At 68.4% G+C, this 1,162-nt stretch carries 1 protein-coding gene; it reads left to right on the top strand.

What is annotated here, in order from left to right; genetic code table 11:
• Positions 1-42 precede the first annotated feature (42 nt).
• Positions 43-1,162 (top strand): condensation domain-containing protein (locus tag ABT061_RS48280; RefSeq protein WP_350930448.1); only part of this gene is annotated, 1,120 nt, incomplete at its 3' end.

Here is a 1,162-nt window from a genome sequence, read left to right as displayed (position 1 = left end):
GCCCTGCGGGATGTGGTGGGTCGGCATGAGAGTTTGCGGACGGTGTTTCCCGAGGTGGACGGGGTGGCGTGTCAGCGGGTGCTGGACACCGCGGAGGTGCCGTTCGACCAGGTGCGTGTCGGGGAGAGCGAACTGGCCGACGAACTGCGGGCCTTCGCGGGACGCGGTTTCGACCTGGAGGTGGAGCTGCCACTGCGGGTGAGGCTGTTCACCCTGAACTCGGGTGAGCATGTGCTCGCTCTGGTGTTGCATCACATCGCGGGTGATGGGTGGTCGATGGCGCCGTTGGCGCGGGATGTGCTGGCGGCGTATGCGGCGCGGTCGCGGGGGGTGGCGCCGGGGTTCGTGCCGTTGCCGGTGCAGTATGCCGATTACGCGGTGTGGCAGCGGGAGTTGCTGGGGTCGGAGTCGGATCCGGGGAGTTTGGTCAGTGCGCAGGTGGCGTTCTGGCGGTCGCGGTTGGCGGGGTTGCCCGAGGAGTTGGCGTTGCCGTTCGATCGGCCGAGGCCCGCGGTCGCCTCCCACCGGGGCGGCACGGTTCCGGTGACGGTGGGGGCCGAGACGGGGCGGCGGCTCAGGGCGTTGGCGCGTGAGGCGAACGCGACGGTGTTCATGGTGGTGCAGGCCGGGTTGGCGGCGTTGCTGACCCGGTTGGGGGCGGGTTCGGATGTTCCGATCGGTTCGGTGGTGGCGGGTCGTACGGATGAGGCGTTGGACGATCTGGTGGGGATGTTCGTCAACACGTTGGTGTTGCGGACCGATACCTCGGGGAATCCGGCTTTTCGGGAGTTGGTCGGGCGGGTGCGGGAGGTGGATCTGGCGGCGTACGGTCATCAGGATCTGCCGTTCGAGCGGTTGGTGGAGATCGTCGCTCCGGCTCGTTCGATGGCCCGCCACCCCCTCTTCCAGGTGGCCCTGGCGTTCCAGAACAACCCTGCCCCGGTGCTGGAGGTCGACGGCCTCGACATCCGGCAGGAGCCGCTGGACCTCGGTGTCGCCAGGTTCGACCTGCTGATGTCCCTGACCGAGACGGGCGATGGCCTGACCGGTGTCGTCGAGTACGCCGCCGATCTGTTCGATCGGGTGACGGTCGAGGACATGGTGGTGCGGTTCGGGCGGTTGCTGGAGTCGGTGGTCGCCGATCCGGATGTCCGGTTGAGCG

Source organism: Streptosporangium sp. NPDC002544 (assembly GCF_040295965.1).
In the GTDB taxonomy this organism is placed as follows: Bacteria; Actinomycetota; Actinomycetes; order Streptosporangiales; family Streptosporangiaceae; genus Streptosporangium.
This window is presented reverse-complemented; position numbering and strand designations above follow the sequence as displayed.